We start from the raw sequence: 23,146 nt of genomic DNA, 5'->3' as shown, positions 1-23,146 counted from the left end.
CTCAGCCGCCGATCGTGCTGCGGAAGCGGGCGCGGTAGGCGGAGGGGGTGATGCCCAGCCGGCGCAGGAACGCCCGGCGCAGGGATTCGTCGCTGCCCAGGCCGCTGTGCGCGGCGGCGGCGGTCACGGTGGCGCCGGCGGCCAGCAGGGATTGGGCCGCCTCGATCCGCACGGCCTCCACGTAGACCGCCGGGGTCGAGCCGACCCGCTCGTGGAACAGCCGGGTGAGGTGGCGCGGGCTGAAGCCGCCCAGTCGGGCGAGCGCGGGCAACGAGTGGTCGGCCGCCGGGTCCGCGGCGACCGCGTCCAGGACCGGGCGCAGCGGATCGTCGAGGCCGGCCCGGGCGCGCGAGGGGACCGAGAACTGCGATTGGCCGCCCGGTCGGCGCAGGAACACCACCAGGTCGCGGGCCACCTCGCGGGCCAGGTCGGCGCCCTCGTCCGCCTCGACCAGGGCCAGGGCGAGGTCGATGCCGGCGGTCACCCCGGCGGACGTGTAGACCGTGCCGTCCCGGACGAAGATCGCGTCCGGCTCGACCGAGACGCTCGGATGGCGCCGGGCCAGCATCGCCGCGTGCCGCCAGTGCGTCACCGCCCGCCGCCCGTCGAGCAGCCCCGCCCGGGCGAGCAGGAACGCGCCCGTGCACACCGACGCGATCCGCCCGGAGGTCGCGGCGAGCGTGGTCACCGCGTCGAGCAGCCGGGCCGACGGCGCGTGTTGCGGGAAGTCCACCGACCCCGGCACGACCAGCGTGTGGGCGCCGTCGATCTCCGTCGCGGCCGCGTCGACCAGCAGCCGGGTGCCCGCCGACGTGGTCACCGGCTCGCCGGTCGGCGAGCACAGGGTCAGCGTGTAGGCGCCGCCCAGGCGCTCGGCCGTGCCGAACACCTCCAGCGGCGCGGTCACGTCCATCAGCCGGACCCCGTCGTACGCGAGCACCGTCACATTCCTGCGTTGCATGCCTCCCACGCTACCCGCGAGCCGTGTCCGAATCCGAGGGATCGCCGTCTGGATGGACATGGCCGCGACCCGGGCCCGGGCGGCAGGCTTGAGCCGTTCCCCCCTCCCTCCATCGGAAAGGACCGTTGCCATGTCCGAGCGCATCGCCGACGTGGAGATCCCCGACAGCGCCCTGGCCAAGGAGGCCACCGAGCTGATCCGGGACGTCGCCGACCCACTGCTGTACGACCATTCGCGCCGCGTGTATCTCTTCGGCGCACTCCGGGGGCGCCGCCTGGACCTGGACTTCGACCCCGAACTGCTCTACGTCGGCGCGATGTTCCACGACCTGGGGCTGACCGCCGAATATCGCACCTCGCAGCAGCGCTTCGAGCTCGACGGCGCCGACGCCGCCCGCGACTTCCTGCTCCGGCACGGCCTGTCCGCCGACCGCGCGCGCATCGTCTGGACCGCGATCGCGCTGCACACCACACCCGGGATCCCCGCCCGGATGGAGCCCGAGGTGGCCCTGGTGACCGCCGGCGTCGAGCTGGACGTGCTCGGCCTGGGCCTGGCGGACCTCCCCGCCGAGACGCGCGCCGCCGTGGTCGCCGCACATCCCCGCCCGGACTTCGAGCGGCGGATCCTGCGGGCCTTCACCGAGGGCGTCGAACACCGGCCGCAGACCACGTTCGGCAACGTCAAGGCCGACGTACTCGCCCGGTTCGTACCGGGCTTCGAGCGGACCGACTTCGTCGACGTGATCGAGCAGTCGGGGTGGTCCGCGTGAAGCCGCCGCTGCCCCCGTTCACCGAGACCTCGGCCCGCGCCAAGGTGCAGGCCGCCGAGGACGCCTGGAACACCCGCGACCCCGAACGCGTCGCGCTCGCCTACACGCCCGATTCGGTCTGGCGCAATCGCGACCGGTTCGTCACCGGGCGCCCGGCGATCGTGGCCTTCCTGACCGAGAAGTGGGCCCGCGAGCACGACTACGCGCTGCGCAAGGAGCTGTGGGCGTACACCGACGACAGGATCGCGGTCCGTTTCCGGTACGAGTGGCACGACGGCGCGGGACGCTTCGTGCGCAGCTACGGCAACGAACTGTGGGAGTTCACCGAGGACGGTCTGATGCGTCGGCGCGAGGCGAGCATCAACGACGTGGTGATCACCGAGGCGGACCGCCGCATCCACGGCCCGCGCCCGATCGAGGAGCACGGGCTGACCTTTCCCCTCGCCTGACCACGCCGGGGGCCGCGCGTCTAGTCCGCGCGGCCGCCGCACTCCCCGGCCCACGGGTGGGTCAGTTCCTGGCAGCGTCGCCAGAACCAGGCCCGGTCCGGTCGGCTCTCCCGGGTCGCCGGCCGGTAGTGCGTCGGTCGCGGGGTCCGGTCCTGCCAGAACAGGCCGGTGCTGCCGCCCGGTTCGTCGGCCGCGCACAACCACACCACGGTGTCCGCGCCCTGCTCCGGAGTGCGCAGCAGCGGCGCGGTCAGCCGGCGGAAGGTCGGCATCGACGCGCGCAGGCCGGGGGTGTCCACCCACCCGGGGTGGGTGGCGTGCACGACCGGGCCGCCGGTGCCCAGGTGCTCGGCCCACAGCTCGGCCAGCACCACCTGCATGCGCTTGGTCCGCGCGTACGCCACGGCCGCCTTGTACGGGCCGCGCAGGTACTCGATGTCGTCCACCGGCAACCGTTGGGTGTACATCCCGCCCGAGCTCAACCAGACCACCCGGGCGCAGGACGCGGGGTCGGCGGCCACCAGGCGGCTGAGCAGGTGCGGCCCGAGCACGTGCACGGCCAGCGACAGTTCGTGCCCCTCGGCGGTCTCGGCGCGCGTCGCGGACATCGCGCCGGCGTTGTGCACCAGGGCGTGCAGCGGGCCGTGTTCGGAGCGCAGTTCCTTGGCGAACCGGGCCACGTCCGGCAGGCTGCCCACATCGCAGCGGCGCACGGTCGCCTCGGCGCCCGGGACCCGCTGCACCACCCGTCGGCGGGCCGCCTCGGTGCGCTCCTCGTCGCGGCCGACCAGCACCACGGTCGCGCCGAGCCGGGCCAGGCCGGTCGCCGCCGCCTCGCCGATGCCGGCGGACGCCCCGGTCACCACGACGGTCCGCCCCTTGAGTGCGGCCGGTTCCGGGTCGGCGGGCAGCCCGGCCCGCCGGCGCACCCCGTACCCGATCCGGCTGTATCCGGGCACGATCGCCCGGTCCATCGCCCGCTCCCAGAACCGACTCTCCGTCATCGCACGCTCACCTTCGTCGCAGTCACGGAGAGACAATGCCCGGTACGGGGCTTTCACACTATTTCCGCCCGATCGGCAGCCACCGGACCGACCGCTCCGACACCGGCCGCGACGGCATACGAAAAGGACCGCCTCCCGGACGAATCCGGGAGGCGGTCCTGTCTGTGGAGCTACGGAGAATTGAACTCCGGACCTCTTGCATGCCATGCAAGCGCTCTACCAACTGAGCTACAGCCCCGCTGTTTATCTCGGCCGGCGGGCTCACCCGCTCGACCACGAGTACTTTACACGCTCCCCCGGGCCGCATCCAAACGCCTTTCCCCGGGCCGCTCCCGGGCCGCTCCGGGGTCCGCGGAGGCGCTCCGCGAACCCCGGTGTCGGCTCAGAAACTGCCTGCGGGCCGGACCATCCCGGCCATCGCCCCGCCGTCCACGACCAGCTCGGTGCCGGTCAGGTAGGACGCCGCGTCGGAGGCGACGAAGGCGACCACCTCGGCGACCTCCTCCGGCGCGGCGATCCGGCGCAGCGGCACGGACGGGAACCTGCCCGGCCCCTGTTCCAGGCCGACCGCGGCGATCATCGGGGTGTCGATCGTGCCCGGGTGCACCGAGTTGACCCGGATGCCGTGCTCACCGACCTCCAGGGCGACCGTCTTGGACAGGCCGCGGACGGCCCACTTGGTCGCGCCGTAGGCCGCGTGCCCGGGCATGCCCTCCAGTCCGGCCTGCGAGGAGATGTTGACGATCGAGCCGCCACCCCGCTCCTTCATCGCGGGCAGCACCGCCTGCATCCCGTGCCAGACGCCGAAGAAGTTGACCCGGAGGATGCGCTCGACCCGCTCGGGCGTCTCGTCCGCGAAGCCCTTGGTCCAGTAGATCGCGGCGTTGTTGACCAGGATGTCCAGGCCGCCGAACTCGGCGACGGCGACGGCGACCACCTCGGCCCAGTCCGCCGGATCCGACACGTCGTGCCGGACGAAGCGCGCGGCGTCGCCGAGTTCGGCGGCGACCCGCTCACCCTCCTCCACCAACAGGTCGGTCAGCACGACCCGGGCGCCGCTCGCGACGAACAGCCGGGCCTCGGCCGCGCCCTGCCCGCGTGCGGCGCCGGTGATTATCGCGACCTTGCCGGTCAGATCCGCCATGGGATGTCACCTTTCCTCGATCGATGCGAACGCTGCGACGACACGGCTCCCATCCGGGTCAGCCGCCCATCACGTACTTCACCGTCGGCCCGGTGGTCCAGCCGCCGTCCACGGCCAGCTCCGCGCCGGTCACGTAGGACGCCGCGTCGGAGAGCAGGAAGGCGACGGCGGAGCCGATCTCGCTCGGCTCGCCGACCCGGCCCATCGGGGTGTTCGGGTAGTTGCCCTCGCCCGCCCGGATGCCCACGGACGAGGTCATCGGCGTGTAGACCATGCCGGGGTGCACCGAGTTGACCCGGATCCCGGCGGTGCCCAGCTCGACCGCGGCCACCTTGCTCATGCCGCGCACGGCCCATTTGGACGCGCCGTAGGAGCCGGTCATCGCCAGGCCCATCAGGCCGGCGGCGGAGGAGATGTTGACGATCGAGCCGCCGCCGCCCGCCTTGAGGTGCGGGATGACCGCCTGCATGCCCAGCCAGACGCCGGTCAGGTTGACCTTGATCACGAACTCGAAGTGTTCGAGCGTCTCGGTGTCGAACATCGCGCCGGTGGACACACCCGCGTTGTTGACCAGCCCGTCGACCCGGCCGAACTCGGCGATCGTGAAGTCCACGACCGCCTGCCACTGCTCCGGGCTCGTCACGTCGTGCTTGTGGAAGCGCGCGTTCGCGCCCAACGCGGCGGCCGTGTCGGCACCCTCGTCCAACAGGTCGGTGATCACCACCCACCCGCCGCCCGCGACGATCTGCGCGGCCGCGGCGGCACCCAGCCCACGGGCGCCACCGGTGACGATGACGACCTTGTCGGTCAGGTTGGGGCCCTGGAGTTCAGCCATGATGCGTTCCTTCGATCTGTGCCTGCCGACTTCTCGGCTCGCATTTGCATAGTACAACTAAGCAAATCGGCGAACAAAAGAACGGTTGCCGGACGGCCACCGCCCGCCGCTCCCGCTACCCCCGCACCGGCGGCACGATGCCCGCCATCGAGCCGCCGTCGATGACGAACTCGGTCCCGGTGATCCACGAGGACTCGTCCGACGCGAGGAAGACCACCAACTCCCCGACGTCCTCCGGCTCCCCGACCCGACGCAGCGGCACGGTCGGGAAGTTGCCCGCACCGCGCCTGAATCGATTGCCGATCATCGGCGTGTCCACGGCCCCTGGATGCACCGAGTTGACCCGGATCCCGTACTCGCCCAACTCCAGCGCGGCGGTCTTGGTCAGCCCCCGCATCGCCCACTTGGACGACCCGTAGGCCGCGTGCCCCGGAATGCCCTGGAGGCCCGCGAGCGAAGAGATGTTCACGATCGACCCGCCGCCGGCGGCCCGCATCGACGGAGCCACCGCCTGGATCCCGTGGAAGGCGCCGAACAGGTTGACCTTGAGGATGCGATCCAGCCCCTCGGCCGTCTCCTCCAGGATCGGCTTGGTCCACAGGATGCCCGCGTTGTTCACCAGGACGTGCACCCCGCCGAACTCCCGCACGGCCACCTCGACGACCGCCGCCCAGTCCCCGGCATCGGACACGTCGTGCCGCACGAACCGTGCCGCCGCGCCGATCGAGGCGGCGACCCGGGCCCCCTCGTCCGCGAGCAGATCCGTCACCACCACCTTCGCCCCACGCGCGGCCAACAACCGCGCCTCGGCCTCCCCCTGCCCCCGCGCCGCCCCGGTGACAATGGCCACCTTGCCCGTCAGATCCACCACACCGACCACCTCCGCATCGCCGAACCCCGCCCGCACAAGCAGCCCGGCCGGACCCAGTCCTCCGCACCGGGTCCGGCCGCACCGCCCTCGCCCGGGACGACCGCGCCGCACGCGTGTCGTCCCGGACGAAATCTCAGGCCCCGTACTTGGCCCGGAAGTGCGGGATGACCTTCTCGCCCCAGATCCGGATCGTCTCCATGCAGTCCTCCTGCGGGATCGTCCCCATCTGGATCAGGCACATGATCTCGTCCGCACCCGCGTCGATCAGCTTCTGCACGTAGCCGATCGCGTCCTCCGCCGTGCCGTAGGCGTGGTTGATGTTGTACGTCGCGGTGGCGTTCACCGTCACCGGAATCTTCGCCTCGTGCAGCATCGCGACCTGCTGCTCGGCGGCCTCGGTGATGATCGCCACCTCGTCCCGGCCCTCGACCACGGCCTCGTCCGGGATGCCGGACCTGCCGCCGGAGAACCAGTGCGCGATCGACTGCGCGAAGAAGCGCTGGCCGCGCGCGCCCACCTGACGGGCCCGGGCACCGTCCTCGGAGACGATCGTCGGGCACAGCGCGACGAGGTGGTCGTTGGTCACCGAGGAAACGAACCGCTCGCCGGTGCGCTCCTTGATCGCGTCCCGATAGATCTGGTTGAGGTTCGCCACCTCCTCCGGACCGGCGAAGCCCAGCACCAGCGCGCCGACGCCGTACTCCGCCGCCTCGACCAGGCTCGGCTGCTTGCTGCAGGCCAGGAACAGCGGCGGGTGCGGCGTCTGCACCGGGCGCGGCAGGATCGGGTGCGAGCCCTCGATGTCGAGCACGTCGCCGTGCCAGACCAACTCGTCCTGCTGCCACGCGGCGCCGATGATCCGCAGCGCCTCCTCGACCTGGGCCTTGGTCTGCTCGATGTCCACCCCGCACAGCGAGGACTCCTGGAGCGTGCCGCCCCGGGCCGCGCCGACGTCGAGCCGACCGCCGGAGAGCGTGTCGAGCATGCCGATGCGCTCGGCGACCCGCGCCGGGTGGTTGAAGTTGAACGGCATGCAGACCGCGCCGTGCGCGATCCGGATCCGGCTGGTCCGCGCGGCCACCCAGGTCAGGAAGATCTCCGGGGCGCTCATGTGCGAGTACCACTTGGTCGAGTGGTGCTCGACCGCCCAGATCCGGTCGAAGCCCATCTCCTCGGCGTATACGGCCTGATCCACGGAGTTGAGGATGACCTCACGCTCGTGCTCTGCCGTGGGGTTGGCCATCTGGGCTTCGAAGATCATCGAGAACTGCATGCCGTACTCCTGGTGCGCGAGGCGTGGAATACTTCAATTAGATGTATGACGACCAGTCAGGTCAATAGCCAACTGACGTAGAATCAGAAAAAGTTGACGCGTACCGATGGAGGCCACGATGACGGGGGACCCGCTCCCGAAGCTGCCCGCAACCGCGTGGGCCGTGCTCGGCCTCTTGTCGTTCCCGGGCGAGCGCTCCGGATACGACCTCAAGAAGTGGGCCGACGCGTCGCTGCGCTTCTTCTACTGGAGCCCGGCGCTGAGTCAGATCTACAGCGAGCTCAAGCGCCTGGAGCAGCTCGGCTTCGCCGTCTCGCGCATCGCCTCCCAGGACGAACTGCGCAACAAACGGCTGTACCGCATCACCGATTCCGGCCAGGAGGCCCTGGCCGCCTGGGCCCGGGAGACCCCCGCCGGACCGCCGGTGCTCAAGCACGGCGTCGCGCTGCGGGTCTGGCTCGGCCACCTCAGCGAGCCGGAGGAACTGCGCAAGACGCTGGTGGAGCACCGCGACTACGCGGCGGGCACGCTGGACGAGGTGCGCGCGAGCGAGGACTCGGCGCAGGACCGCTGGCCGTTCCCGGCCCTGGTGCTCAAGTGGAGCGAGCGCTACTGGCAGGCCGAACGCGATCTCGCCGACGGCATGCTCGCCGACCTGGAGGAGCTGTACCGCAAGCAGGCCGACGAAGGCTGAGCACCCGAGCGGCGGCACGAAAAACGGTCCCGAAGCCGAGGAAGGCGCCCCATCGGGGCGCCCTCGACTCCGGGACCGTCGGCTTCACCGGCCGGTTCGCGGCCCGTTCAGTCGTCGTCGCCGATGACCGGCTCGGGCAGCGTGCCGGCGTTGTGCTCCAGCAGTCGCCACCCGCGCGCCCCCGGGCCCAGCACCGACCAGCAACAGTTGGACAGCGCGCCCAGCGCGCCCCAGGTCTCCCGGGGCAGGCCCAGCATCGCGCCCAGTCCGCAGCGGATCGCGCCGCCGTGCGAGACGACCACGAGCATGCCGTCCGGCGGCAACTTCTCCACCGAGAGCTCGATCGCCGCGGCCATCCGGTCGGCGACCTCGCTCTCCAGCTCGCCGCCGCCGCGCCGCACCGGCTCGCCGCGCCGCCAGGCGGCGAACTGCTCGGGGAAGGTCTCCTCGATCTCCCGGTTGGTCAGCCCCTGCCACTCGCCCGCGTACGTCTCGCGCAGCGCTGAATCCACGGTGACCGGGACGTCCACCAGCCGGGCCAGTTCGGCGGCCGTGTCCACCGCGCGGGTCAGATCGGACGCCACGATCGCGTCCGGGCGCAGCGCCGCGAGCAGCCGGGCCGAGCGCCGGGCCTGGGCCAGGCCCGCCTCGGTCAGCGGGATGTCGGTCTGGCCCTGGAAGCGCCGCTCGACGTTCCACGTGGTCTGGCCGTGCCGCCACAGCAGGACACGGCGCCCCTTCCCGCTCAGAGCGCGCCCTCCGCCGCCTCCGCGGCCTTGGCCTGCTCGTTGCCCAGTCGCACCGAGTCCGGCAGCTCGATCCGCGGGCAGTCCTTCCACAACTTCTCGAGCGAGTAGTAGGCCCGCTCCTCGGCGTGCTGGACGTGCACCACGATGTCGATGTAGTCGAGGAGGATCCAGCGCCCTTCGCGCTCGCCCTCGCGCCGGACCGGCTTGGCGCCGAGGCCGCGCAACGCTTCCTCGACCTCGTCCATGATCGCCTTGACCTGGCGGTCGTTGGACGCGGAGGCGAGCACGAACACGTCGGTGATCGTGACGACCTCGCTCACGTCGTAGGCGACGACGTCGGTGGCGAGCTTCTCTGCACATGCCACGGCAGCCGCGGTGGCGAGCTCCAGGGCGTGGGGGGTTGCGGTCACGATTCGCTTCCTGCGGACGACAAGGGGATTACCGTTCAGGGTCTCACACACGGGGCATCCGACGGCCACTCGTTATTCGCGCGTTCACCGACCGCACGCGCACGGGCACCGGCCGGCCGCCGGACCCACCCGCCGGCGAGGTGCCGCGACCGGGTGCGGCCGGCCCCGAACCGATGGTCGGGACGGGCCGCACCCTCGGCTACGGCTTGTCCGGGTTGTAGTCCTGCCCGAGCGTGACCACCACGTCGGCGAGCATCTCGCCGGTGGCCTTCTTCACCGCGCTCGCCGGCAGCCGCAACGTCAGCGCCACCTGTTCCGCGTCGCCCTTGCGGGCGTCGTCGGCGTACTGCACGGTCGACGTCGGCTGGGTGCGCTTGCCCCCGGCGCCGCCCGGGACGTACGTGACGCCCGCGTTGAGCAGCCGCGCGTGTGCGTCCTCCTGGGCACCGGTCCGGCCGCTTGCGTCCTCCACCATCACCCGGGTCGGCCCGGTGCCGACCTTGCCCTGACGTACCGTGCCGCCGAGCAGCTCGCGCACGATCGGCACCGCCGCCGGGCCGTCCAGCACGCCGTCCGGGGAGACCGGGAGCGCGCGGACCTGCAATTGCTTCGCCTGGGTGGCCTTGGCCAGATTCGCCAGCAGCACGCTGAGCTTGTCGTCCGGCAGCGAGGGGTCGGGCAGGTTGGCCATGTTGGCGAGCAGCGTCAGGATCGCGTCCGACTGGGTCGGGAACGCGGCCAGCAGGCCTTGGAGGACCCGGCCGAAGCGATCGCCGGTCACCGAGGGCGCCTCGTTGGGCTGCTTGTAGGTGGCGAAGGCCAGCGCCGCGGCGCCGTTGGCCGGGTTGCGGCCCTGGCCGACCAGCACCTTGCCGTCCGGGCCCTTGACCTCGACGTCGGCGTTCAACTGGATGCCGCCGGTCAGGTCGACCAGCCCCTGCAGGACCGGTTCGGAGATCACCCACGAGCCGTCCAGCTTGACGCCGAGCAGGTCGGAGAGCGCGTCCCGGGACGCGCCGGGGCCCTCGTCGGCCATCAGCCGGCCGAGCGGGAAGGAGTTGTTGGCCGAGTTGACCACGGTGACCGAGGACACGCTGACCATCGACGCGGTGTTCTTGGCCGGGTCGACGGTGAGCAGCGCGTTGGCCGACGACTGGCCGTCCTTGGCGCGCAGTTGCACCAGTACGCCGCCGTTCTTGCCCGGCGCGGCAACCGTCTTCTCCTCGCGCATCCAGGTGTCCCAGGCGAAGTAGCCGCCGACGCCGAGCAGGGCCACCGCGAGCACCACCGCCAGCGCGATCAGCCGCTGCCGGATCGCCCGGCGCTTCTCGTCCCGGCGCTCGGAGCGGGTCTCGGCGAAGGACAGCCAGTCGATCACGTCCTCGGCCTGCTCGCTCTCGTCGTCGACGAACGCGAACTCGTCCGAACCGTAGCCGGGTCGGCCCGGTCGACCGGTTCCCGACCGGCGGGCCCGCGGCCCCGGCACCCGGCCGTCCTCGGCCGGGGATCCGGACTTGCCCGCGCCCGCACCGGACTTGCCGCCCGCACGGGATCGGGATCCGGCCTCGGCCGAACCCGAGGAGGGCGACGCCGAAGCCGGCTCGGTCCGCGAGGATCGGGTCGGGCCGGCCGGCCGGACCGGGATCGAGCCCGCCGCGATGCCGGTCGAGGCCGGATCCGGACCGACCGGAAGCGGCCCGCCGGGCGTCGGCCGACTCGCCGGAACCGCCGGCGGCGCGGGCGGCTGCTCGTAGTATCCGGCGGGCTGTTGCGGTTCGTGGTAGCCCTGCTCCCGGTCCGGGTAGCCGGTCGCCCCGCCCTGTTGCGGATCCGGGTAACCGGCTCCGCCCTGCGGGTAGCCGCCCGGCGCCTGCTGCGGGTACTCCGGGACGGCGTACCCCGTCGTGTCGTAACCGCCCTGCCCGGCACCGCCGTACGCGTTCGGGTCGTACGTCCCCGCGCCCTGGCCCGCGTCGTACCCGTTCCGGTCGTAGCCGCCCGACGAATAGCCCCCGGAGGGATAGGCGTTCGGGTCGTACGCGGTGGCGTCGTAGCCGCCCTGGCCGTAGGCGTTCGGGTCGTACGGATACTGCTGTTGCGGGGTGAAACTCACCGGGTCGAGCCCACCCGGAGCCGGCTGCGCCGGCTGCCCGTCGTACCCCGGATAGCCGCCGTCGGGACCGTACGAGCCGTATCCCGGCTGCTGCCCCGCCGTGCCGTCGCCTCGCTCGGTGCCGTAAGGCTCCTGCGCCTGTCCGCCGTCCCCTCGCTCGGTGCCGTAAGGCTCCCACTCGCGCCGGTCGTCGTTGCTCACGAAGCTCCCCGGTACAGCCCCCGCTTGCTGATGTATTGGACGACCCCGTCCGGCACCAGGTACCAGACCGGATCACCCCCGGCCACCCTTGCACGGATGTCGGTCGACGAGATGGCCAGTGCGGGGACCTCCACCAGGCTCACGCCGCCGTCCGGGAAACCCGGGTCGGACAGAGTGTGCCCCGGACGGGTGCAACCCACGAAATGCGCGAGCTCGAACATCTCGTGCGCGTTGTGCCAGGAGAAGATCTGGGACAGCGCGTCGGCGCCGGTGATGAAGAATATCTCGGTCCCCTCGGGCGAGGACTCGCGCAGGTCGCGCAGGGTGTCGAGGGTGTACGTCTCGCCCTCGCGGTCGATGTCCACCCGGCTCACCGAGAAGGTCGGGTTGGACGCGGTGGCGATCACCGTCATCAGGTAGCGGTCCTCGGGCGAGGACACGTCCTGTGCGGACTTCTGCCACGGCCGCCCGGTCGGTACGAACACCACCTCGTCGAGCCCGAACTGGCCCGCCACCTCGCTCGCGGCGACGAGGTGTCCGTGGTGGATGGGATCGAAGGTGCCGCCCATGACACCGACACGTCTGTTCCGCTCGCTCATGGCGCGAGAATCTATCGGTCCGCGCTCCCGGACCGCGCGGTCCCTACTCCTTGACCGCGCCCGAGGTGATGCCCGCGACGATCCGCTTCTGGAAAACCAGCACCAGGACGACCACCGGAATGCTCACCACGACCGACGCCGCGGCGATCGCGGCGGTGGGCTGCTGGAACTGCGAGGCACCGGTGAAGAAGGCCAGCGCGGCGGGCACCGTGCGCGAATTGTTGGTCGAGGTCAGCGACACCGAGAAGACGAAGTCGTTCCACGCGAAGAAGAACACCAGGATCGCGGTGGTCACCACCGCGGGCACCGCCATCGGCGCGATCACGTAGCGAAACGCCTGCCACGCGGACGCACCGTCGATCCGCGCGGCGTCCTCCAGGGCCCACGGGATCTGCTTGAAGAACGAGGTCAGCGTCCAGATCGACAACGGCATGGTGAAGGACAGATACGGCAGGATCAGCCCGATCCAGGTGTCGAACAGGCCGATGCTGCGCCACATGTCGAACAGCGGACCGACCACCGCGATGGTCGGGAACATCGCGATCGCCAGCGCGCCGAGCAGGATCAGTCGCTTGCCCGGGAACTCCATCCGCACGATCGCGTACGCGGTGCCGGTCGCACAGGCGACCGCGATCACCGTGGCGATCAGCGAGATGCCGATCGAGTTGCGCAGCGCGTCGGTGAACAGGTCGTTCCGAAACACGGTCCGATAGTTGTCCCAGCTCCAGGTCTTCGGCAGGAACTGCGCGTTGTTGATGTCGTCGCCGCCCTTGAACGACAGCGACACCATCCAGGCCAGCGGAAGCACGGTGATCGCGATCACCAACACGCAGACCAGGGCGCGGACGCCCTCCCGGACCGGGCTGGGCCGACTCACGAAGGGCTCCCGAGCTTGCTCACGTCGGTACGGAAGAGCTTGATGAACAGGAACGCGATCAGCAGCACGCACGCGAACAACAACACCGAGATCGCCGAGCCCAGCCCCAGCGCGGTGCGGCTGACGAGTTGTCGGTAGGCCAAAAAGGACACCGTCTCGGTGTTGTTGGCTCCGCCGGTCATCACGAACACCGAGTCGAAGATCCGGAACGCGTCCATCGTGCGAAACAGCAGCGCGACCAGGATGGCCTGCTTCATGATCGGCATGGTGACCCTGGTCAGCCGCTGCCACGGCCCCGCGCCGTCCACCCGGGCCGCCTCCTGCACGTCCGGGGAGACCTGGATGAGGCCGGCGAGCAGCAGCAGGGACATGAACGGCGTGGTCTTCCAGATCTCCGAGAGGGCGATCACGAACAGCGCCGACCAGCGGTGGTCGAACCACGCGATGTCGGTGCCGAACCAGTCGTTGACGAACCCGGTGGAGGGGTCGAACGCGTAGCGCCACGCGTAGGCGGAGACGACCGTGACGATGCCGTACGGGATCAGCACGATCGTGCGCAGGGTGCGCCGCAGGTACAGCGCCCGCTGCATCAACCAGGCGAGCCCGAAGCCGATCACGAACTCCACCGAGACGGTGGCCACGGTCAGCGCCAGCGTGGTCCACACGTCGGTCCACCACAGCGGGTCCTTGAGCACCACCCAGTAGTTGGACAGGCCCGCGAACGAGTTCGCGTCCGGGGTGGTCAGCCGCTTGTGGAAGAGCGAGAGCCAAACCGCGTCGGCCAGCGGCGCGATCGCGACCAGGAGCATGATCGTCACGGCGGGCGCGGACAGCAGCAGGCCGGTGCGCCGCATGCGCTGGGCGTGATCGAACTGCTTGCGGGGCTTGTGCCCGCGGGGCTTTCGGTGCCCGGGCGCGGCGTCGGTGGTGGATACCGTGCTCACAGCAGCACCTTGTCGTGCAGGACCCCGGTGATCAGGTCGTCGGTGTCCCGTGGGGCGGTGTCCGGGTTCACGTCCGCAGGCGGGTGGTAGATGCGCTGCACGGACGCGGAGACGTCGTTGTAGTACGGGGTGCGCGGGCGCGGGCCGGCCTGGTCGAGCGACTCCTTGATCAGGTCGGCCATCGGCAACGCCGCGCGTACGCGCGGATCGTCGTAGGCGGCGGCCTTGGCGGTGGTCTCCTTGGACTCCAGCATGTAGGTGATCTGGTTCTCCAGCGTGCCCGCGCAGCGCACCGCGCTCACCGCCGCCGCGCTGTGTCCGCCGTACTTGCTGACGCCCAGCGCGATGCCACCGAACGGCGGCCTGGACGCCTTGCCGGGGTCGGTCCGCGGGTAGCGCGCCCAGCCGTAGTCGTCGAGCACCTCGCGCCCGAGTTGGCCGGCCGCCACCGCCTCGGCCGCGGCGCCGTGGGCGTACGTCCAGTTGATCATGAAGCCGCCCGTGTCGGACTGGAACGTGGTCCGGGTGTCGTCCTCGATCGAGGTGGCCAGATTGGTCGGCGCGGCGGAGGAGCGGCCGAGTCGGCGCATGATCTCGGCGGCCCGCTTGCCCGAACCGCCCTCCTGGAGCGTCGGTTCGAGGTCGACGCCCTTTTCCACGTCCCGCACGATCGCGCCGCCGGCGCCGGCGACCAGGCCGTTGACCCAGACGGTGATGCCCTCGTAGCGCTTGGCGGGCACCGCCACCGTTTTGTGCGTCTTCTCGGCGGCGGCGATCACCTCGTCCCAGCCGACCGGCCGGCTCGGGTCGAGCCCGGCGGCGGCGGCCACCGACTTGCGGTACCACAGGAGTTGGGTGTTCGCCCGGAACGGCGCGGCGACCAGTCGATTGCGCCAGCCCGAGGACTCGACCGCGCTGCGCAGCATGCCCTCGGTGAGCGCCGCGGCCTCGGCCGGCTCGAACGGGCGCAGGAAGCCCGCTTCGGCGAACTCCGGTACGTAGACCGGGTCGAGCGCCATCACGTCGATCGAGGAGTCCTTGGCGGCCAGCCGCCGCACCAACTGCTCCCGCTGCCCGGACGCGTCGGTGGGCAACACCGAGACCTTGACCCGATAGGCGCCGCCGGACGCCCGGCTGCACCGGTCGGCGAGCTTTTGGTAGGCCCCGTTGTCCGGCGGCGCGTACCAGTTGAGCACCGGTGGGCCCGAACCACCGCCCCCGCATCCGACCGTGGAGGCCACCAATGCGAGCGCGACGGCCCGGAGTCCGCAACGCCGCAGGATGTGGTTCACCGGGTCAGCAGACCAAGCAAACCGCTCTCGTCGCTCTATTTACCCCCGAATGGTGGCGTGTCGACGCGGGGTTCAGCCGCCGTCCGCGGTCAGCGACCAGTCGCCGTCGGCTTCGAGTTCGATCAGGCACGGGCCCTTGGGCAGGATCGACTCGCCCTCGTAGTCGCCGATCGTGTTGGCCAGGGTGCCCAGGTAGGCATCCTCCGTGCCGTGCTCGGCGAAGGTGCCGACGATGAAGTTGCTGTCGCCCCGGTGGGTCATCGCGAGCACCGTGCGCGGGCCGGTCCAGCGCACCGTCTCCGGGCCGCTGCCGGCCAGCCGGTCGGTCAACACCCGGGCCGCGTCGGGAGCGAGCAGCCGCACGGTCCACTCGCCGTCGGCCTCGATCTTCAGGCGCGAGGTGTGGCCGCCGCGCTCGTCCACCAGGGCGCGGCCTCGGTACGCGCCGATCGCGTTGGCGAGCAGCTTGTCCGTCTCCAGTTCCGCGTTCAGCGTCCACACCACGAAGTTCTCGGTGCCGCGTCCTTCCAACTCGACCAGGAAAGGGCCGGATCCGACCGGGCGGTCGATCGAGAGGACCTTGTCGCCGCGACCTTCGTACACCGGGGCGGGTGGTTCCTCGACGGCGGCGGGAGCGTGGGCGGGCGACGGCTCGGACTCCGGCTCCGGCGCGGACTCGGCCTCCGGCTGCGGCGCGGACTCGGGCTCGGGCTCCGGCGCGGACTCGGGCTCCGGCTCCGGCACGGACTCCGGCTTCGCCTCCGGCGCGGCCGAGTCGACCGGGTCCGGCGTCGCTCGCGTCGGCTCCGCGTCGGCCGGCATCGCCGCGACGATCAGCGTCTGTTCGGGGTCCCCGCCCAGATCGCGCACCAATTCGTCCACGCCCGCCTCGTAGCCCTGTCCCACCGCGCCGAACCGCCAGCCGTCCCGCCGATAGACCTCGGCCAGGATCAGCGCGCGTTCGCGCGTCAGTTCCGCCACCGGCAGTACGAAGCGGCCGATCTCGCCGTCGACGCCCAGCAGGCGGATCAGCGACCCGGCGCCGAACCCGGGCGCCTGCGCGCCGACCGCGAACACCAGGCGATCCACCAGGTCGTCCACCGCGGCCAGGTCCACGTGGAACTCGGCGGTGCCGGTGCCGCCGGCCACCAGTGCGACCGCGCTGGTCAGCGACGCCGGCCGGGCCGTACAGACCACGTCCAGGTCCGCCGCGCCCAGGCTGAAGCAGTACGCGGCCAGGCCCTCGCCCGACACCTCGAACTCCACCCTGATGGCCGAGTCGTCCAGCCTCGTCTTCTCGCCCATGGCGAATGTGCGCATCGCGTCCTCCCCCGGCCACCCCTGGTCTGGCGTCACCTTAACGCGCACGACGAAGTGCCGGGACGGCAAAGTGCCGGCCCGGCGATCACGGAAGGAAATCCGACCACCGGACGCCCACGCCCGGCTTCGGCAACGGATGCTCAGCGGTCCTTGTTGAACCGCGTCACCACGAACAGCAGGAGCAGGAGCACGGCCAGCGCACCGATGCCGGCGCCCAACGGGTTCAGGTTTTCGTGCTTGCCGCTCTCGTTGGCCAGCGTGGTGAGGACGGTCGTCGCGTGCTGGGTCATCCGTGGTCAGCCCTTGCGTAGTTTTTGCCGACGTGTGCGCACGACATCGTACGGGCGCGCACGGCGAGTCGCGCGGCCAGGTTCCGGGGACGACCCTCGGCCGCGGGCGGCGGACGCGCCTAGTGTGGGGGCAGATTGGTCGAGGCAAGGGGGCAGGGCATGCCGGACGACAAGACGATCGGGACCTTCGAGGGGCGCAGGCGATTCCCCGGGATCTCCTCCCGGGCGTACGAACATCCCGCCGACCGCACCGCGCTGGTGGCGATGCGCCGCCTCAGCGGGTTCGACACGGTGCTCAAGCAGATGTCGGGCATGGTGTCCGAGCGGGCCATCCGGCTCGCCTTCCTCGCGGGCTCGGTGCGCGCGGGCGAGCAGCAGTTCCGCCGGTTGCACGAGATGGTCCGCGAGTCCGCGTACATCCTGGACCTGCCCACCGTGCCCGAGTTGTACGTCAGCATGGACCCGCAGCCCAACGCGATGGCGATCGGCATGGACAAGCCGTTCATCGTGGTCACTTCGGGCCTGGTCGAGTTGCTCGACGACGACGAGATGCGCACGGTGATCGGGCACGAGACCGGGCACATCCTGTCCGGGCACGCGGTCTACCGCACCATGTTGTTGATCCTGACCCGGTTCGCCTCCGCGCTGTCCGGGATCCCGCTCGGCACGCTGGGCGTGCACGCGATCATCACCGCGTTGCAGGAGTGGTTCCGCAAGTCGGAACTGTCCTGCGACCGGGCGGGCCTGCTGGTCGGGCAGGACCCCGAGGTGTCGATGCGCGCGTTGATGAAGGTCGCGGGCGGCTCGCAGTTGCACGAGATGAGCACGGACGCGTTCCTGGAGCAGGCCGCCGAGTACGAGGGCGCCGGCGATCTGCGCGACAGCGTGCTCAAGTTGATGAACCTGCTCGGCCGCTCGCACCCGTTCCCGGTGGTCCGGGTGGCCGAACTGCGCAAGTGGGCGGACGGCGGGGAGTACACCCGGATCGTCGCGGGCGAGTATCCGCGCCGCGAGGACGACCCGAACGCGTCGGTGCGCGAGGAGGCCAAGGCGTCGGCGGGCGCCTACCGCGATTCGGTGCGCACCACCACGGACCCGCTGTTCGGGCTGCTCCGCGACCTCGCCGACGGCGCGGCGGACGCGGGCGGCAAGCTGCGCGACAAGTTCACCGGGCGCCGCGACGAACCGGGCGCGACCCCGACGAACAACGGCGGCGGCTGACCGTCGTCAGGGCGAGCCCGCCAGTCGGGCACACGTGCCGGTCGGGGCCGAGCGAAACGGATCCACCTGCTCGGCCGCCGGCGGCGCGTCGCTCGGCGCCGGGCCGGTGAACGCGGGCCGGAACCAGGCCGAGGAGTCCGCGTCGCACCCCTGCGGCCCGGCCGCGGTCAGGATCCGGCGGACCTGGAGCAGGCCGTCGTGCACCATCGCCGGGTCCAGATGGAAGTCCCACACCCGGTGCAACACGAACCGGGTCCAGCCCGGCCCGCCGACCTGGGCGACCGCGTACACGAACACCACGTCGGCGGTGACCACGAGGTCCGCGCGCGCGTGCTCGGCGACCACGAGCGTGCCCGCGACCTTGATCGGCACCTCCAGGACCTTGACCGAGGCCGGATCGAATCGGGTGATCCACCCGGTGGGCGCCGACGTGTCGTCGTCGTGAGGCGCGATCAGCGCCGCGTCGAGTTGCTCGCGCTGCTCCGAACGCAACAGCGGCAGCGCGGCCCACGGCCGGCCGCCCGCGAGCACGGCCGGGTCGAGCTGGGTGCCGACCACGAACTCCCGTACCAGGTCCAGGGCTTGGCCGACCTGGGTGGCCGAGAAGTGCGCGGTCGCCCGGCGCTCGCCCACGACGATCCCGGCGGCACCCTGGGCCCAGCCGGCGGCCGGACCGCCCGCCATCGGATCGGCGGGCAGCGCCCCCGTCGCATAGCCGGACGGTGGCAGCAGCGAGACCCGGTGCAGCACCGCCGGGCCGATCACCAGGCGCGGCGCGGGCGCGGCGGCCCGCCGCGCGCCCAGAAAACTCGCGCCGGCGATCACCAGCAGTACGAGTAACGCGCCCAGCACGCCGCGCAGCGTGCGCACCCGCACGCCGAACACCCGACGCTGCCGGTGCGGGCGTTTGCCTTCGTGCAGCCGTTCCCGCGCCGAGGGCTCGTGCAGCCCCGCCGCGCGCACGAAGGTCGCGTCGAATACGACGGCGTTGAACTCGTCCTCGCCGTCGGGCCCACCCCGGTTCGGGCCTTCGGGGGGCACTCCCCGTCCGGACATGGACTCAGCTTAAGTCGCCCGCGAGCAGGTGGATATGCACCCGGAGCAGGGGTTGCCGACGGTCAGCCGGGCCCCGAACGCGCCGACCCGGGCAACGACGCGACCGGCACGGACCGGTCCGTCGCGCGGGAGTCCCCCGGCGGGACGGTGATCCGCACCTGGGACGTGTCCTGCCCCGGGAGCGGCGCGAACACCGGGTTGTTGTCGGTCGTCGCGCTCCGCCCCGTCCCCACCGAGGGTTGTCGGGGCGTGGTGGGTCCCTGGGTGGATCCGCTGCGATAGAACGCGGTCACCGCGATCGCGACCACACCGACGCCCATCAGCAGCGCCAGCACCCAGGCCGTTCCGCGCCGCCAGCGGGTGGACCGGGTCGATCGGGTCCACGGCTCGCTCGCGAACCAGGTCGGCACGTCCGCCGACATCGGGGTCGAGTCGTGGCCGGACCCGGTCCGGGCCCGCCACGGGTCCTCGCCGTCCGCCGGATACGTCCCGTCGTCGAACCAGTCGGAGCGATCGGCCTGTTCGGCCTGCTTGTCGGTCCGCTCGGGCGCGGCCGGGGTGGGCGTCGGCGCATGATCGATCGCCGCACCACGCTCGTTCGCCGAGGGCTCGTGCACGCGAGCGGCGCGCACGAACGACTCGTCGAAAACGACGGAGGAGAGCTCATCCTCCGAGAACTCGGGAAAGTCTGGGCCGTCCGGGAACTCTGGCCCTGGTGATTCGGGCACTCCTAGACAGTATTACCGCAGGCGCCCGGATGGGTACCGATTCATCGCACCGGTCGCGTCGCCGAGCACGATCCGGGCCGATCCGCGGCCCCTCGCTCCCGGGTCAGGGGCGCACGTGACCGTCGCCGGTGACCACGTACTTCGTGCTGGTCAGCTCGGGCAGACCCATCGGCCCGCGCGCGTGCAGCTTCTGCGTCGAGATGCCGATCTCCGCACCGAAGCCGAACTGGCCGCCGTCGGTGAACCGCGTCGACGCGTTGACCATCACGGCGGTCGAGTCGACCAGGCTGACGAACTCGCGGGCCGCGGCCTGCGACGTGGTCACGATCGCCTCGGTGTGGCCGGAGCTGTGTCGACGGATGTGCGCGACCGCGTCGTGCAGCGAGGGCACCACGGCGGCGGCGATGTCGTAGGAGAGGTATTCGGTGTCCCAGTCGGCATCGGTGGCGGGCACCACGTCGGCCGAGAACGCCTGCACCGCGGCGTCGCCGTGCACGGTCACCCCGGCGTCCTTCAGCGCGGCCAGCGCGAGCGGCACGAAGGCGTCCGCCACGTCCCGGTGCACCAGCAGCGTCTCGGCCGCGTTGCACACGCTGACCCGGTGCGCCTTGGAGTTGACCAGGATGTTCACCGCCATCTCCAGGTCGGTGTGCGCGTCCACGTAGACGTGGCAGTTGCCGACACCGGTCTCGATCACCGGCACGGTCGAGCCCTCGACCACGGTGCGGATCAGGCCGGCGCCGCCGCGCGGGATCAGCACGTCCACCAGGCCGCGCGCGGTCATCAGCTCCTTCACCGAGTCGTGCGTCTCGCCCGGCACCAGTTGGATCGCGTCGGCGGGCAGGCCGGCCGCGACGATCGCGTCGCGCATCACCGCGACGATCGCGGTGTTCGAGCGGTAGGCGGACGAGGAGCCGCGCAGCAGCACCGCGTTGCCCGACTTCAGGCACAGCGCGGCGCCGTCCACGGTGACGTTGGGACGAGCCTCGTAGATGATCCCGACCACGCCGAGCGGCACCCGCACCTGGCGCAGTTCCAGACCGTTGGGCAGGGTCGAGCCGCGCAACACCTCGCCGACCGGGTCGGGCAGGCCGACCACGTCGCGCACGTCCGAGGCGATCGCGGCGATCCGCTCGTCGGTCAGGGTCAGCCGGTCGATCATCGCCTCGCCGGTGCCGTTGGCCCGGGCCCGCTCGACGTCCTCGGCATTGGCGACCACGATCTCGGCCGAACGAGCCACCAGCGCGTCGGCGAGCGCGAGCAGCGCGTCGTCCTTGGCCCGGCGGGTCAGTGGCGCGAGGACGGCGGCGGCCTCCCGGGCGCGACGGGCGGTGTCGAGGACTGCGGAGGCTTCGCTGCTGGTCATGCCGGCAAGCCTACCTACGCCCGCCGATGATCAACACGAGGATTTCAGCGGTCGAGACGCTTCCGCCCGGCCGCCGTGCCGGACACAATGACGCCTCCATGTGCTGCACAGAGGCAAGGAGCCATCCGTGACCGCTGTACAGGCCCGCCGGCACGGCGTCGCCGACCTGCTCGCGCGCACCGCCGCCCGGTTGCCGAACCGGCTCGCGATCGTGGCGGGCGAGCTGCGGCAGACCTTCGCCGAGTTCGACGACACCGTCTCGGCCGCCGCCGGTGCGCTCGCCGCGCGCGGCATCGGCAAGGGTGATCGGGTCGTATTGCTCTCCCGCAATTCGCACGGCTTCGCGGTGGCCTACTTCGCGCTGGCCCGGCTCGGCGCGGTCTCCGTCCCGGTCAACTTCATGCTGACCCCGCCCGAGGTGGGCTACGTCCTGGAGCACGCGGGCGCCCGCGCCGTGCTGGCCGGCCCGGAGCTGACCGACACCGCCGACGCCGCGTTGGCCGGCCGCGAGGCGCTGCGCGTGGTGTTCGGCCCGGCCGCGCCGGGCTGGGAGCCGTTCGCGACGCTGCTCGCCGAGGGCGGCCCGGTGCCCGATCTCGACCTGGACGACGACGACCCGGTGCAGATCATGTACACCTCGGGCACCGAGTCCCGGCCCAAGGGCGCGGTGATGACCAGCCGCAACCTGATCGCGCAGTACGCCACCGCGATCATCGACGGCGGCATGGCGGCCGACGACATCGAGATCCACGCGCTGCCCCTCTACCACTGCGCGCAGCTCCACTGCTTCCTGACGCCGGACGTCTACCTCGGCGCGACCTCGATCATCCTGCCCGCCCCGGACCCGGCCGCGGTGCTCGCCACGGTCGAGCGCGAACGAGTCACCAAACTCTTCTGCCCACCGACCGTCTGGATCGCCCTGCTGCGCCACCCCGACTTCGACACCCGGGACCTGTCCAGTCTGCGCAAGGGCTACTACGGCGCGGCCGCGATGCCGGTCGAGGTGCTGGCCGAACTACGCCGCCGACTCCCGCAGTTGCGGCTGTACAACTTCTACGGCCAGACCGAGATGTCGCCGGTCGCCACCATCCTGGGCCCGGACGACCAGGAGCGAAAGGCCGGTTCGGCCGGCCGCGCGGGGCTGAACGTGCAAACCGCCGTGGTCGACGAGCAGGACCGCCCGGTGCCGGCCGGCGAGGTCGGCGAGATCGTGCACCGAGGCCCGCACACCATGCTCGGCTACTGGAACGACCCGGAGCGCACCGCCGAGGCGTTCCGAGGCGGCTGGTTCCACAGCGGCGACCTCGGCGTGCTCGACGAGGAGGGCTACCTCACCGTCGTCGACCGCAAAAAGGACATGGTCAAAACCGGCGGCGAAAACGTCGCCGGCCGCGAGGTCGAAGAGGTCATCCACACCCACCCCGCCGTAGCCGAAGCCGCCGTCTTCGGCATCCCCCACCCCTACTGGATAGAAGCCGTCACCGCGGTGGTGGTCCCCAAACCCGGCCAAACCATCACCCCGGACCAACTCATCCAACACTGCCGATCCCACCTGGCAGCCTTCAAAGTCCCCAAATACGTAATCCTCACCACCGCCCTCCCCAAAAACCCAAGCGGCAAAATCCTCAAACGCCAACTCCGAACCGAACACAACTCCCTGGCAACCCAAACCCCCGAATAGCCCAACCGACACTCAAAACCCACGCAGCCCGGCCGACGCATGAGACCACCCAGCCCGGCCGGCACTCGAGGCCACCCAGCCCCGCCGGCGCTTGAGGCAAACCCAGCCTCGCCAGCGCAGACGAACCAGCCCGGCCGGCGCATGAGGCCACCCAGCCCCGCCGGCGCTTGAGGCGAAGCAGCCTCGCCGGCGTTTGAGGCGAACCCAGCCCGGCCGGCGCTTGAGGCCACCCAGCCCCGCCGGCGCTTGAGGCGAACCCAGCCCGGCCGGCGCTTGAGGCCACACAGCCCCGCCGTCGC

The 23,146-nt window shown here is 71.4% G+C and carries 23 protein-coding genes and 1 tRNA gene; 5 read left to right on the top strand and 19 right to left on the bottom strand.

Annotation, left to right across the window (positions count from 1 at the left end):
- Position 1: 1 nt before the first annotated feature.
- Entirely contained in the window at positions 2–961 is a 960-nt protein-coding gene (locus tag ACFXMF_RS13715; protein ID WP_360304560.1) for a DJ-1/PfpI family protein, read from the bottom strand.
- Between the two features lie 130 nt (positions 962–1,091).
- Here ACFXMF_RS13715 and ACFXMF_RS13710 point away from each other — a divergent pair, with 130 nt between their 5' ends.
- Both ACFXMF_RS13710 and ACFXMF_RS13705 read left to right on the top strand, forming a co-directional pair.
- Positions 1,092–1,730: an HD domain-containing protein gene (locus ACFXMF_RS13710; RefSeq protein WP_379989294.1), complete on the top strand. Its 639-nt coding sequence runs from the start codon at positions 1,092–1,094 to the stop codon at positions 1,728–1,730.
- Positions 1,727–2,179 carry a nuclear transport factor 2 family protein gene (locus ACFXMF_RS13705; RefSeq protein WP_379989293.1) on the top strand — a complete coding sequence of 151 codons (453 nt, stop codon included), beginning with the start codon at positions 1,727–1,729 and terminating at the stop codon, positions 2,177–2,179. The genes ACFXMF_RS13710 and ACFXMF_RS13705 overlap by 4 nt, the downstream gene beginning before the upstream one ends.
- Positions 2,180–2,199: 20 nt before the next feature.
- Here ACFXMF_RS13705 and ACFXMF_RS13700 read toward each other — a convergent pair whose 3' ends face one another.
- From ACFXMF_RS13700 to ACFXMF_RS13675, 6 genes are all read right to left on the bottom strand, one after another.
- Complete coding sequence (locus ACFXMF_RS13700) at positions 2,200–3,183, bottom strand: SDR family NAD(P)-dependent oxidoreductase (RefSeq protein WP_360304554.1); 984 nt, start codon at positions 3,181–3,183, stop codon at positions 2,200–2,202.
- A gap of 165 nt (positions 3,184–3,348) precedes the next feature.
- Positions 3,349–3,421: transfer RNA gene (locus ACFXMF_RS13695), tRNA-Ala, on the bottom strand.
- A gap of 144 nt (positions 3,422–3,565) precedes the next feature.
- On the bottom strand, positions 3,566–4,327 hold the full coding sequence (locus tag ACFXMF_RS13690) for a glucose 1-dehydrogenase (protein WP_379990554.1): 762 nt from the start codon (positions 4,325–4,327) through the stop codon (positions 3,566–3,568).
- 58 nt (positions 4,328–4,385) lie between these two features.
- On the bottom strand, positions 4,386–5,162 hold the full coding sequence (locus ACFXMF_RS13685) for a glucose 1-dehydrogenase (RefSeq protein ID WP_360304550.1): 777 nt from the start codon (positions 5,160–5,162) through the stop codon (positions 4,386–4,388).
- A 115-nt stretch (positions 5,163–5,277) separates the two neighbouring features.
- Complete coding sequence (locus tag ACFXMF_RS13680; RefSeq protein ID WP_360304548.1) at positions 5,278–6,033, bottom strand: glucose 1-dehydrogenase; 756 nt, start codon at positions 6,031–6,033, stop codon at positions 5,278–5,280.
- Positions 6,034–6,166: 133 nt separating this feature from the next.
- Positions 6,167–7,306: an LLM class flavin-dependent oxidoreductase gene (locus tag ACFXMF_RS13675; protein ID WP_360304546.1), complete on the bottom strand. Its 1,140-nt coding sequence runs from the start codon at positions 7,304–7,306 to the stop codon at positions 6,167–6,169.
- Positions 7,307–7,424: 118 nt separating this feature from the next.
- On the opposite strand from ACFXMF_RS13675, the gene ACFXMF_RS13670 reads away from it, so the two are divergent.
- Positions 7,425–8,000, top strand: a complete 576-nt coding sequence (locus ACFXMF_RS13670) for a PadR family transcriptional regulator (protein WP_360304544.1) — start codon at positions 7,425–7,427, stop codon at positions 7,998–8,000.
- A 107-nt stretch (positions 8,001–8,107) separates the two neighbouring features.
- Here the strand turns inward: ACFXMF_RS13670 and ACFXMF_RS13665 are convergent, their stop codons facing one another.
- The 9 genes from ACFXMF_RS13665 to ACFXMF_RS13625 form a co-directional block, all read right to left on the bottom strand.
- Complete coding sequence (locus ACFXMF_RS13665; RefSeq protein WP_360305441.1) at positions 8,108–8,749, bottom strand: histidine phosphatase family protein; 642 nt, start codon at positions 8,747–8,749, stop codon at positions 8,108–8,110.
- Complete coding sequence (gene rsfS / locus ACFXMF_RS13660; RefSeq protein ID WP_360304542.1) at positions 8,746–9,159, bottom strand: ribosome silencing factor; 414 nt, start codon at positions 9,157–9,159, stop codon at positions 8,746–8,748. Before rsfS ends, ACFXMF_RS13665 begins: the two co-directional genes overlap by 4 nt.
- Before the next feature lie 199 nt (positions 9,160–9,358).
- Positions 9,359–11,473, bottom strand: coding sequence for a LytR C-terminal domain-containing protein (locus tag ACFXMF_RS13655; RefSeq protein WP_379990552.1), 2,115 nt, complete (start codon positions 11,471–11,473; stop codon positions 9,359–9,361).
- Complete coding sequence (nadD, locus tag ACFXMF_RS13650) at positions 11,470–12,072, bottom strand: nicotinate-nucleotide adenylyltransferase (protein ID WP_355544154.1); 603 nt, start codon at positions 12,070–12,072, stop codon at positions 11,470–11,472. Before nadD ends, ACFXMF_RS13655 begins: the two co-directional genes overlap by 4 nt.
- 43 nt (positions 12,073–12,115) lie before the next feature.
- Positions 12,116–12,949, bottom strand: coding sequence for a carbohydrate ABC transporter permease (locus ACFXMF_RS13645; RefSeq protein ID WP_360304538.1), 834 nt, complete (start codon positions 12,947–12,949; stop codon positions 12,116–12,118).
- Complete coding sequence (locus ACFXMF_RS13640; protein ID WP_360304536.1) at positions 12,946–13,893, bottom strand: sugar ABC transporter permease; 948 nt, start codon at positions 13,891–13,893, stop codon at positions 12,946–12,948. The genes ACFXMF_RS13645 and ACFXMF_RS13640 overlap by 4 nt, the downstream gene beginning before the upstream one ends.
- Positions 13,890–15,185 carry an extracellular solute-binding protein gene (locus ACFXMF_RS13635; protein ID WP_379990550.1) on the bottom strand — a complete coding sequence of 432 codons (1,296 nt, stop codon included), beginning with the start codon at positions 15,183–15,185 and terminating at the stop codon, positions 13,890–13,892. The genes ACFXMF_RS13640 and ACFXMF_RS13635 overlap by 4 nt, the downstream gene beginning before the upstream one ends.
- Positions 15,186–15,257: 72 nt before the next feature.
- Positions 15,258–16,505, bottom strand: a complete 1,248-nt coding sequence (locus tag ACFXMF_RS13630) for a TerD family protein (protein WP_379990549.1) — start codon at positions 16,503–16,505, stop codon at positions 15,258–15,260.
- A 140-nt stretch (positions 16,506–16,645) separates the two neighbouring features.
- Positions 16,646–16,795 (bottom strand): hypothetical protein, encoded by a 150-nt coding sequence (locus ACFXMF_RS13625; RefSeq protein WP_360304530.1) that lies wholly within the window; start codon positions 16,793–16,795, stop codon positions 16,646–16,648.
- 159 nt (positions 16,796–16,954) lie between these two features.
- Here ACFXMF_RS13625 and ACFXMF_RS13620 point away from each other — a divergent pair, with 159 nt between their 5' ends.
- Entirely contained in the window at positions 16,955–18,016 is a 1,062-nt protein-coding gene (locus ACFXMF_RS13620) for a M48 family metallopeptidase (RefSeq protein WP_360304528.1), read from the top strand.
- A gap of 6 nt (positions 18,017–18,022) precedes the next feature.
- Here ACFXMF_RS13620 and ACFXMF_RS13615 read toward each other — a convergent pair whose 3' ends face one another.
- The 3 genes from ACFXMF_RS13615 to ACFXMF_RS13605 form a co-directional block, all read right to left on the bottom strand.
- A complete protein-coding gene (locus ACFXMF_RS13615) occupies positions 18,023–19,072 on the bottom strand; it encodes a hypothetical protein (protein ID WP_360304526.1) in 1,050 nt (349 codons plus the stop codon).
- A gap of 62 nt (positions 19,073–19,134) precedes the next feature.
- Positions 19,135–19,704: a hypothetical protein gene (locus ACFXMF_RS13610; protein ID WP_360304524.1), complete on the bottom strand. Its 570-nt coding sequence runs from the start codon at positions 19,702–19,704 to the stop codon at positions 19,135–19,137.
- A gap of 199 nt (positions 19,705–19,903) precedes the next feature.
- The gene (locus ACFXMF_RS13605) at positions 19,904–21,166 is read right to left on the bottom strand and encodes a glutamate-5-semialdehyde dehydrogenase (RefSeq protein ID WP_360304522.1); all 1,263 of its coding nucleotides are present in this window, start codon (positions 21,164–21,166) and stop codon (positions 19,904–19,906) included.
- 127 nt (positions 21,167–21,293) lie between these two features.
- On the opposite strand from ACFXMF_RS13605, the gene ACFXMF_RS13600 reads away from it, so the two are divergent.
- Positions 21,294–22,847: a fatty acyl-CoA synthetase gene (locus tag ACFXMF_RS13600; RefSeq protein ID WP_360304521.1), complete on the top strand. Its 1,554-nt coding sequence runs from the start codon at positions 21,294–21,296 to the stop codon at positions 22,845–22,847.
- Positions 22,848–23,146 lie beyond the last annotated feature (299 nt).

This window comes from Embleya sp. NPDC059213 (genome assembly GCF_042754445.1).
In the GTDB taxonomy this organism is placed as follows: domain Bacteria; phylum Actinomycetota; class Actinomycetes; order Streptomycetales; family Streptomycetaceae; genus Embleya.
Note: the sequence above shows the minus strand (reverse complement) of the source record. Positions and strands in the feature narration are given on the sequence as shown.

Coding starts and splice junctions, on each gene's coding strand:
- ACFXMF_RS13715 (WP_360304560.1), bottom strand. CDS start 961: ATGCAACGCAGGAATGTGACGGTGCTCGCGTACGACGGGGTCCGGCTG.
- ACFXMF_RS13685 (WP_360304550.1), bottom strand. CDS start 5,162: ATGGCTGAACTCCAGGGCCCCAACCTGACCGACAAGGTCGTCATCGTC.
- ACFXMF_RS13690 (WP_379990554.1), bottom strand. CDS start 4,327: ATGGCGGATCTGACCGGCAAGGTCGCGATAATCACCGGCGCCGCACGC.
- ACFXMF_RS13605 (WP_360304522.1), bottom strand. CDS start 21,166: ATGACCAGCAGCGAAGCCTCCGCAGTCCTCGACACCGCCCGTCGCGCC.
- ACFXMF_RS13675 (WP_360304546.1), bottom strand. CDS start 7,306: ATGCAGTTCTCGATGATCTTCGAAGCCCAGATGGCCAACCCCACGGCA.
- ACFXMF_RS13620 (WP_360304528.1), top strand. CDS start 16,955: ATGCCGGACGACAAGACGATCGGGACCTTCGAGGGGCGCAGGCGATTC.
- ACFXMF_RS13625 (WP_360304530.1), bottom strand. CDS start 16,795: ATGACCCAGCACGCGACGACCGTCCTCACCACGCTGGCCAACGAGAGC.
- ACFXMF_RS13630 (WP_379990549.1), bottom strand. CDS start 16,505: ATGCGCACATTCGCCATGGGCGAGAAGACGAGGCTGGACGACTCGGCC.
- nadD (WP_355544154.1), bottom strand. CDS start 12,072: ATGAGCGAGCGGAACAGACGTGTCGGTGTCATGGGCGGCACCTTCGAT.
- ACFXMF_RS13710 (WP_379989294.1), top strand. CDS start 1,092: ATGTCCGAGCGCATCGCCGACGTGGAGATCCCCGACAGCGCCCTGGCC.
- ACFXMF_RS13670 (WP_360304544.1), top strand. CDS start 7,425: ATGACGGGGGACCCGCTCCCGAAGCTGCCCGCAACCGCGTGGGCCGTG.
- ACFXMF_RS13700 (WP_360304554.1), bottom strand. CDS start 3,183: ATGACGGAGAGTCGGTTCTGGGAGCGGGCGATGGACCGGGCGATCGTG.
- ACFXMF_RS13615 (WP_360304526.1), bottom strand. CDS start 19,072: ATGTCCGGACGGGGAGTGCCCCCCGAAGGCCCGAACCGGGGTGGGCCC.